Annotated in this window: 9 protein-coding genes; 5 read left to right on the top strand and 4 right to left on the bottom strand. The window is 65.9% G+C overall.

Translation table 11 applies throughout. The features are described from left to right. The 3 genes from H926_RS34850 to H926_RS27965 all read left to right on the top strand — a co-directional run. The coding region (locus H926_RS34850; RefSeq protein WP_022677145.1) for a DUF3623 family protein at positions 1 to 467 on the top strand (467 nt) is incomplete at its 5' end. A gap of 41 nt (positions 468 to 508) precedes the next feature. After that, positions 509 to 1729 carry a 5-aminolevulinate synthase gene (hemA, locus tag H926_RS0115555; protein WP_022677144.1) on the top strand — a complete coding sequence of 407 codons (1221 nt, stop codon included), beginning with the start codon at positions 509 to 511 and terminating at the stop codon, positions 1727 to 1729. Between the two features lie 182 nt (positions 1730 to 1911). Beyond that, positions 1912 to 2865, top strand: a complete 954-nt coding sequence (locus H926_RS27965) for a hypothetical protein (RefSeq protein ID WP_148291763.1) — start codon at positions 1912 to 1914, stop codon at positions 2863 to 2865. A 42-nt stretch (positions 2866 to 2907) separates the two neighbouring features. Here H926_RS27965 and H926_RS0115545 read toward each other — a convergent pair whose 3' ends face one another. Genes H926_RS0115545 through H926_RS0115535 form a run of 3 tightly spaced genes read right to left on the bottom strand, consistent with a single transcriptional unit; the run spans position 2908 to position 5278 of the window. After that, positions 2908 to 3684: an SDR family oxidoreductase gene (locus tag H926_RS0115545; RefSeq protein WP_022677142.1), complete on the bottom strand. Its 777-nt coding sequence runs from the start codon at positions 3682 to 3684 to the stop codon at positions 2908 to 2910. An 11-nt stretch (positions 3685 to 3695) separates the two neighbouring features. Further along, on the bottom strand, positions 3696 to 4496 hold the full coding sequence (locus tag H926_RS0115540) for an SDR family NAD(P)-dependent oxidoreductase (RefSeq protein WP_028658081.1): 801 nt from the start codon (positions 4494 to 4496) through the stop codon (positions 3696 to 3698). Between the two features lie 2 nt (positions 4497 to 4498). Beyond that, the gene (locus tag H926_RS0115535; RefSeq protein ID WP_028658080.1) at positions 4499 to 5278 is read right to left on the bottom strand and encodes an SDR family NAD(P)-dependent oxidoreductase; all 780 of its coding nucleotides are present in this window, start codon (positions 5276 to 5278) and stop codon (positions 4499 to 4501) included. 171 nt (positions 5279 to 5449) lie between these two features. On the opposite strand from H926_RS0115535, the gene H926_RS0115530 reads away from it, so the two are divergent. Both H926_RS0115530 and H926_RS0115525 read left to right on the top strand, forming a co-directional pair. Continuing rightward, positions 5450 to 6910, top strand: a complete 1461-nt coding sequence (locus H926_RS0115530) for an SRPBCC family protein (protein WP_022677139.1) — start codon at positions 5450 to 5452, stop codon at positions 6908 to 6910. A 68-nt stretch (positions 6911 to 6978) separates the two neighbouring features. After that, positions 6979 to 7683, top strand: a complete 705-nt coding sequence (locus H926_RS0115525) for a ThuA domain-containing protein (RefSeq protein ID WP_211183217.1) — start codon at positions 6979 to 6981, stop codon at positions 7681 to 7683. A 139-nt stretch (positions 7684 to 7822) separates the two neighbouring features. On the opposite strand, the gene H926_RS27960 is transcribed toward H926_RS0115525, so the two are convergent. Next, a partial coding sequence (locus H926_RS27960) for a phospholipase domain-containing protein (protein WP_043609838.1) occupies positions 7823 to 8168 on the bottom strand: 346 nt, incomplete at its 5' end.

Below are 8168 nucleotides of genomic sequence, written 5' to 3'. Positions count from 1 at the left end.
AGCGCTTTTCCCATGCCGTGGCAGCCGTCGCCTGGCACGAAGTGGCCCTGGCGCTGAGCGCGGCAGGCCTGATCTGGATGAGCCGCGATGCGCCCAACCAGGTGGGCGCCATGGCCTTTGCCCTGCTACTGGCCATGCGGCTCAGCACCAAGATCGCCATTTTCCTGGGCGTGCCCAACATGAGCACCGATATCCTGCCGCCGCACCTGGGCTATCTCAAAAGCTATTTCGGCAAGCCGCGCCTGGGGCTTGAGCTTTACGCCGCGATTGCCGCCTGCCTGGCGCTGGCCGCCTGGCTCGCCGCCATTGCCCTGGCCGCGCCCGCCAACAGCGCCGATGCCGCCGGCGCCAGCCTGCTCTTTGCGCTCGCCGCCCTGGGCGCACTCGAACACCTGTTTCTGGCCCTGCCGCTGCGCGACGGGGCCTTGTGGGGCTGGGCGCTGCCCACGCGCCATGCTGCCAATTGAACGCACAAGAACCAAGAACACGGACGAGAGGACCGAGCGCGATGGATTTTGAAACCTATTTCCAGGGGGAACTGGCAAACGTTCGCGAGGAAGGCCGCTATCGCATCTTTACCGAGATCGAGCGCCACTGCGGCCGTTTCCCCCACGCCACGCGCTATGTCGATGAAACCACCCACCCGATCACTGTGTGGTGCTCCAACGATTACCTTGGCATGGGGCAGCACCCGCTCGTGCTCGATGCCATGCACGCCGTGCTGGACGAATGCGGCGCCGGCGCTGGCGGCACGCGCAATATTTCGGGCACCAACCATCACCACGTCGTGCTCGAGGCCGAACTGGCCGATCTTCATGGCAAGGAAGCCGCCCTGCTGTTCACCAGCGGCTATGTCTCCAACTGGGCGGGCCTGGGCACGCTGGCGGCGAAGATCCCGGGCTGCGTGGTCTTTTCCGATGCGCTCAACCACGCCTCGATGATCGAGGGCATTCGCCATTCGCGCGCCAAGTGCCATATCTGGCGCCACAACGATGCCGCCCATCTCGATGAACTGCTCTCCCAATATGGGCCAGACGTGCCCAAGCTGGTCGCGTTCGAAAGCGTCTATTCGATGGATGGCGATATCGCCCCGATCGCCGATATTCTCGACGTGTGCGAGGCGCACGGCGCGATGAGCTATATCGACGAAGTCCACGCGGTGGGCCTCTATGGCCCGCGCGGCGGCGGCGTGGCCGAACGCGAAGGGCTGATGGACCGCATCACCGTGATCGAAGGCACGCTGGGCAAGGCCTTCGGGGTGATGGGCGGCTATATCGCCGCGTCGGCCAGCCTGTGCGATTTCGTGCGCACCTTTTCCAGCGGCTTCATCTTCACCACAGCCCTGCCTCCAGCGTTGGCGGCCGGCGCAGCGGCCAGCATCCGCCACCTCAAGGGCAGCGAGATGGAGCGCGCACGCCACAAGGAACGCGTCGCCACCGTGCGCCGCCGGCTCGATGCCATGGGCATTCCGCACCTGCCCAATCCCAGCCATATCATCCCGGTGATGGTGGGCGACGCGCGCAAGTGCAAGCGCATCAGCGACTGGCTGATGGACAACCACGGCATCTATGTGCAGCCGATCAACTATCCCACCGTGCCGCGCGGCACCGAACGCCTGCGCATCACGCCCTCGCCGGTGCACAGCGACGGCGATATCGATCGGCTGATCGACGCCTTGAGTGACATCTGGTCGCAATGTGAACTGGCCCGCCGCTCCGCCGCAGCGTGATGAGAATGCAGGAAAGGGGCCCGCAACCCAGTGGTTGCGGGCCGTGGACCTTGCTATCCTGCCAGCACGTAGCGCGCGCCAGCCAACCCCTTTATCGGCTCGTCGCAAAGCGGCAAAACCGTCAGCATCCGTTCACGCGCCCGGCCATAGCCACGACGCATCACAGTGAGTGGATCAAGCCGATGGCACAGCCTCTTTCCCGCATCATTCTTGCAACCGGCGCCGCTGCCATGGCGGTCTTGCCGCTGATGGCTGGCAGCGCCTCTGCCCAGCAGGCCGGTAGCTATTCCGATTATCCGCCCCCGCCGCCCCAGCAGGGCTATGGCGCGCCGCCGCCGCCTCCGGGCGATCAGGAGGGAGAGGATCAAGGCCCGCCGCCGGGCTATTACGATCAGAACGCACCCCAAGGCTATAATCAGCAGGGATACAACCAACAGGGGTATGACCAGCGCGGTTATAACCAGCAACCGCCCCAGGGCTATGCCCCCAATGGCACCACCACGACGCTGTCGGTGCAGGTGCAAAGCTATGATCAGGGCCCGCCGCCCGGATACGATGGCACCCGCCCGCCGCCACCGCCACCTGGCTACAGCCCCGCCGCGATCGACCAGGCACAGGCAGAGCGTGACGCGCGCTATGCCGCCGATGCCGAGGCCTGGGCCCGCGACAACTGCGTCAAGGCGCGCAGCAATGCCACCGCCGGCGCGGTGATCGGCGGGATTTTCGGCGCGCTGGTGGGCAATGGCCTGTCGAGCCGCCACGATGGTGGCTTTGGCACGCTGGCCGGCGCGGCCGTGGGTGCCGTGGGTGGCGCCGCGATCGGTGGCAGCACGGCCAACCAGACCAGCCCAGGCTGCCCGCCGGGCTTTGTCGTGCGGTCGGGCGCGGCGCCCTACAGCTATGACACGGTGTATTTTTCCAACTATTACTATGCCGCGCCGGGCTGGTATCGCCCGTGGGTCTATGTCGGCGACCGTTGGACCTATCGCCCTTACCCCTATCACGATTACTATTACCGGGCCTATCGCCCCTACCATCCCTATGGCTGGGGCAATCGCGGCTATTACGGCCGGCCGGGTTACTACGGCCGCCCCTATGGCCGTCCCTATGGTCATCAGGGCTACCGCCACTTCTGACGGCGCCACTCATGACGCCGGTGCGTGGGCCACGCACCGGTTTCAGCTCATGCAGTATCCCCCGTCCATCATGAACTCGCTGCAGGTGACAAAACTTGCCGCGTCAGAGCAGAGATAGACCACACCGCCGGCCATTTCCGCGGGTCGGCCGAGCCGCCCGATCGGATGCGCGGCGACAACGCCCTGCATCGATACCTCAAGCGAGGGCACCGCACCCAGATCGACATAGCGCTGCATGATCGATTGCAGCATCGGCGTGTCGATCCCGCCGGGATGCACGCTGTTGGCGCGGATGTTGTAGCCGAGCGCGGCAAATTCGGCGCCCATGCATTTCGACAGCATCTTCACCGCCGCCTTGCTGGTGCAATAGGCGCCGTTGAACGGTGCGCCCTTGATGCCGCCCACGCTGGAGAAGTTGACTATGGAAGCGCCGCTGGCGCGTGCCTGGCCGCCCGCCTTCAACAGCGGCAGCAGGGTCTGCACCCCGATCACCACGCTTTCCACGTTGACCGCATTGATCCGCCGCCATTCTTCCAGCGGGGTTTCCTCGATGCTCGCGACCACGCTGATGCCGGCCACGTTGACCAGGGCATCGATGCGGCCATAGTGTTCGGCCGCCAGATCCGCCACGGCCTGCCAATCGGCCTGGCTGGTCACGTCATGCGCCAGGGCATGATCGGCCACACCGTCATCGGGCGCCGCCACGTCCGTCGCGATCACCGTGGCGCCAGCCGCCTTCATCGCGCGCACCACCTCGCGGCCGATGCCACCCCGCGCGCCGGTCACCACGGCGACCACGTTGTCGAGTTCAAATGCCATGGCGTCTTTCCCTATTGCGCGGTCCAGCCGCCATCGATGACGAGTTCGGCCCCGGTCATATAGCTGGCGTCAGCACTCGCCAGGAACGCGGCAGGGCCGGCGAGTTCTTCCGGTTCGGCCAGGCGGCCATTGGGCGTGGCCGCTTCCATCGCCGCGACCAAGTCTTCGGGCTTTTCGGCAAAGCCCTTGTCCACCCAGCGCTGGAACCCGGCGTTGAGCAGCGGGGTACGGACAAAGCCGGGATGCAGCGAATTGGCGCGGATCGGCATGCGCTTTTGCGCAAATTCCACCGCGATGCCCTTGGTGAACAGGCGCACCGCCCCCTTGCTGGCGTTATAGGCCGATACTTCCGAATAGCCGACCAGCCCCATGATCGAGCTGACGTTGATGATGCTCGCCCCGCCGGCCACATCGGCGCCGCTGCGCGCCATCAGTGGCACCAGCGCCCGCGTGCCCAGGAACACGCCATCGACATTGATCGCCATGATCTTGCGCCAGGCGTCCAGGCTCAAGGTTTCCACCGCGCCGGTCAGATCGGTGCCAGCGTTGTTGACCAGGATATGGCAAGCCCCCTTGGCCTCCATCTGCGCCGCAATCTCCGCCCAATCCGCTTCGCTGGTAACATCGGCGCGCAGATAGGCCGCATCGCTGCCCAGCGCGGCCAGGGCCTGCGCCACCGCCGCGCTGTCGGGCGCGTCGAGATCGCTGATCGTCACTGCCGCGCCTTCGCTGGCCAGGCGCGTGGCAATCGCCAGGCCAATGCCGCGCAGGCCGCCGGTGACCAGGGCCATGCGCCCATGCAGACGGGCCATCGTCATACCCCCATCATCCCGGCCGTGGTGGCGCCGTCGATCGTCAGTTCCGCGCCCGAAATGAAGCTCGCCTCATCGCTCGCCAGATAGGCGACCAGGCCCGCCACTTCCTCCACCTGCGCCATGCGGTTCATCGGCGCCATGCCTTCATAGATCGCGCGCACGGCGGCCGGATCGGGCTGGCTTTCCATGATGGCGCGGATCAGGTCGGTTTCCACCACGCCAGGCAGGATGGCGTTGACGCGGATGCGATAGCGCTTTTGCCCACAATAGACCGCAGCCGACTTGGCCAGCGCCACGACAGCGGCCTTGGTGGTGGAATAGGTGACATAGTTGCCCAGCGGGCGCGCCGCGTTCATCGAGGAATTGATGATGATCGATCCCGTGGCGCCCTGGTTGCGGGCCATGGCGCGGATCGCGTGCTGCACTGTCAGCATCACGCCGGTCTGATTGATGGCCACGATCTTGGACCAGCCTTCGATCGTCACATCCTCGATATTGGCGTCGCCCTGTTCGGTGCCGGCATTGGCGAATGCGATATCCAGCCGGCCATGCTCGGCCAGCACGCTCTCGATCAGGGCCGGCCAGGCGGCGGCATCTTCCACGCGGTGGCTGGCAAAGCGGCCGCCCACCTCCTGCGCCAGTGCCTCGCCCAGTTCGGCGCGCGATCCGGTAAACACCACCTTGGCGCCTTCGGCCGCGAGGCGGCGCACCGTCCCTGCGCCGATCCCGCTGGTGCCGCCGGTTACCAGCGCCACTTTTCCTTCCAGCCTCCTGGACACGGCCATTCTCTCCCGCATTTTGGTCTTGATGGGTGATCATGCCGCGATCCGGGCGCGCGCGAAACCTATGCTTTCAGCAAGGTGACTTGCGCCGCGTCGCCGTCCTAGACCATGCTGGCATGTAGGCCGGGCAGTCACGATCCGGCGCGAGAGGACAGGATGGCACCCACCATGGCAGCACCCGATACCGCAAGCGCAGACACCGTGGCCCAGCGCCCTACGCCCGAAAGCTGCGGCCTGCCGGTCAGCGAGGGGATCAGCTGGCTGGAACTGATGGCCGCCGATTCGCGGCCCGCGCCCGAGGTGCTGACCACGCCCAGCTATCAGAACCGCGGCAGCACGCCGATCGCCGCAGCGCGCTATACCAGCGAGCATTTCGCCCAGCTGGAACGCGAGCGGATGTGGCCGCGCGTGTGGCAGTTCGCCGCGCGCGAGGAAGACCTGCCCGAGCCGGGCGATTATGTCGTTTATGAAAACGCCGGGCGCAGTTTCCTCATCTCGCGCCAGGACGATGGATCGGTGCGCGCCATGCACAACGTGTGCCTCCATCGCGGCCGCAAGCTGCGCACCGAAGATGGCACGGCCGATCGCTTCGTCTGCCCGTTCCATGGCTTTGCCTGGAACAAGGACGGCAGTTTCAACCACATGCCATGCAAGTGGGATTTCGCCCACCTCGATGAAAACAAGCTGGCGCTGCCGGCGGTAGAGGTGGGCCAGTGGGGCGGCTACATCTTCCTGCGGGAAGAGCCGGGCGGGCCGAGCCTGGAGGAATTCCTCGCCCCCCTGCCCGATCACTTCAAGCGCTGGCGCCATGAAGAATGCGTGACAGTGATGTGGGTGGGCAAGGAAGTGCCGGCCAACTGGAAAGTCACGGCCGAAGCCTTCATGGAAGCCTGGCACACCGTGGTCACCCACCCGCAGCTGCTGCCTTTCACCGGTGATTGCAACAGCGCCTACTGGACCTGGGGCGATCATGTGAACGTCAACCTCGTGCCGTTCGGCACGATGTCGCCGCACCTCGATCCGGCGGGCAAGAGCGAGCAGTGGATCGTTGACCAGTTCGTCAAGTACAACGGCCGCAGCGGCGACAACTATGATACCGCCGCCGATCCCTATGCTGTTGAAGTGCCCGAAGGCATGACCGCGCGCGAGGCGCTGGGCGCCAAGATTCGCGCCGCCTATACCGCGCAGACCGGCTATGACCACGATCACGCCACCGATGCCGAACTGCTCGATGCGCTGGTCTATAACGTGTTCCCCAACTTCGCCCCATGGGGCGGGTTCATGCCCAACATCGTCTATCGCTGGCGCCCCGGAAAGACCCCCGATACCTGCATCATGGAAGTGCGCATCCTGATGCGCGTGAAAAAGGGCGAAAAGCATCCGCGCGGCGTGCCGATGAAGTTCCTGCGCCTCGACCAGAAATGGACCGAGGCACCCGAACTGGGCATCCTGGGCGACGTGTTCGAACAGGACATGGACAACCTGCCCTATGTGCAGGAAGGCCTCCACGCCTCCAAGACCGGCAAGGTGCAGCTGGGCAACTACCAGGAAATCCGCCTGCGCCAGTTCCAGCAGACGCTCGATCAATACCTCGGCATTCCCGAAGGCAGCGATGGAGCCGCTGCGTGAGCGAACCCGCGCAAAGCCACCCGCGCCGCATCGATTGCGTGCTGGTCTGCGGCGGGGTGTGGCACGATATGGATTTCGCCCGGCTGGAACTCCTGAAACTGCTGGCCGACGATCCCGCCGTGCGCACCCGTGTGTTCGAGGATTACGAGAATATCGCCGCGATCGAGGCGGCCGATATCCTGATCACCTATACCTGCGACGTGACGCCCTCACTGGCCGCGCAGGAAGCGCTGCGCGCCTGGCTGGCGCGCGGCGGGCGCTGGTATGCCCTGCACGGCACCAATTCGGTGCTGCGCCTGCTCGACCAGGGGCCCAACGCCGGGCTGTGGGATGCGCCGCGCTGGGCGCCGCTGTTCATGGACATGCTGGGCAGCCAGTTCATCAGCCACCCACCAATCGCGCCCTATCGCGTCGAAGTGGCCGATCCCGCCCATCCGCTGGTTGCCGGCGTGGAGCCGTTCGACACCACGGACGAGCTTTATCACCTCGAAACCCACGGCAACCTGCACGTCCTGCTCGATACCTGCTGCACCGAGCCGGGCACCGGCTTTGTCGAGGCCGCCGCCGCCCCCGGCCGCCATCCGGTGTTCTACATCAAGGACCACGGCCAGGGCGCGGTGCTCTACCTCACCCTGGGCCACTGCCGCGGGCACTATGACCTGCAACCGATGCTCGACTGGTGGCCCAGCGTGGACCGCTGCGCCTGGGATCTGCCGGTATTCCACGATCTGCTGCGCCGTGGCGTCGCCTGGCTGAAAGAACCGCTGGGCTGAGGCAGCGGGACCAAAGCGGGACCCCGGATCAAGTCCGGGGTGACAGTAACATGTTAGGCTAGCTTTATTTTCTCGTCACCCCGGACTTGATCCGGGGTCCCGCTGCTCCGCGCGCCGATCATCAAAACCGCAAGTGGCGTCAGGCTTGCACCATCGTCCCCATCGCCGGGTCAGACCAGCTCGGCTTGCCGGTCTCGACGTGGCCGGCAAAACGGCGGCGAAAGCCATCGGGGCCGTCCACGGCCAGATCATACCAGTGATGGCTGGCAGCAATCGGCACCCGCACCGTGCGGGCCTGGCCGGGCGCCAGCACGATGCGCTGTGGCGGGGCCGAGGCGGAGCCATAGGCCAGGTGCCGCAGCGACAGCGTGACCGGCGCCGCGCCAGGATTGGCCAGTGCCACCAGCAGCGTATCGCCCGCTTCCTGCACCGATACACGCGCGGGAGGCGGCAGCGGCCCGGCCAGATCGCGCACAAAGCCATTG

This window comes from Novosphingobium sp. B-7 (assembly GCF_000410615.1).
Classification (GTDB): domain Bacteria; phylum Pseudomonadota; class Alphaproteobacteria; order Sphingomonadales; family Sphingomonadaceae; genus Novosphingobium; species Novosphingobium capsulatum.
This window is presented reverse-complemented; position numbering and strand designations above follow the sequence as displayed.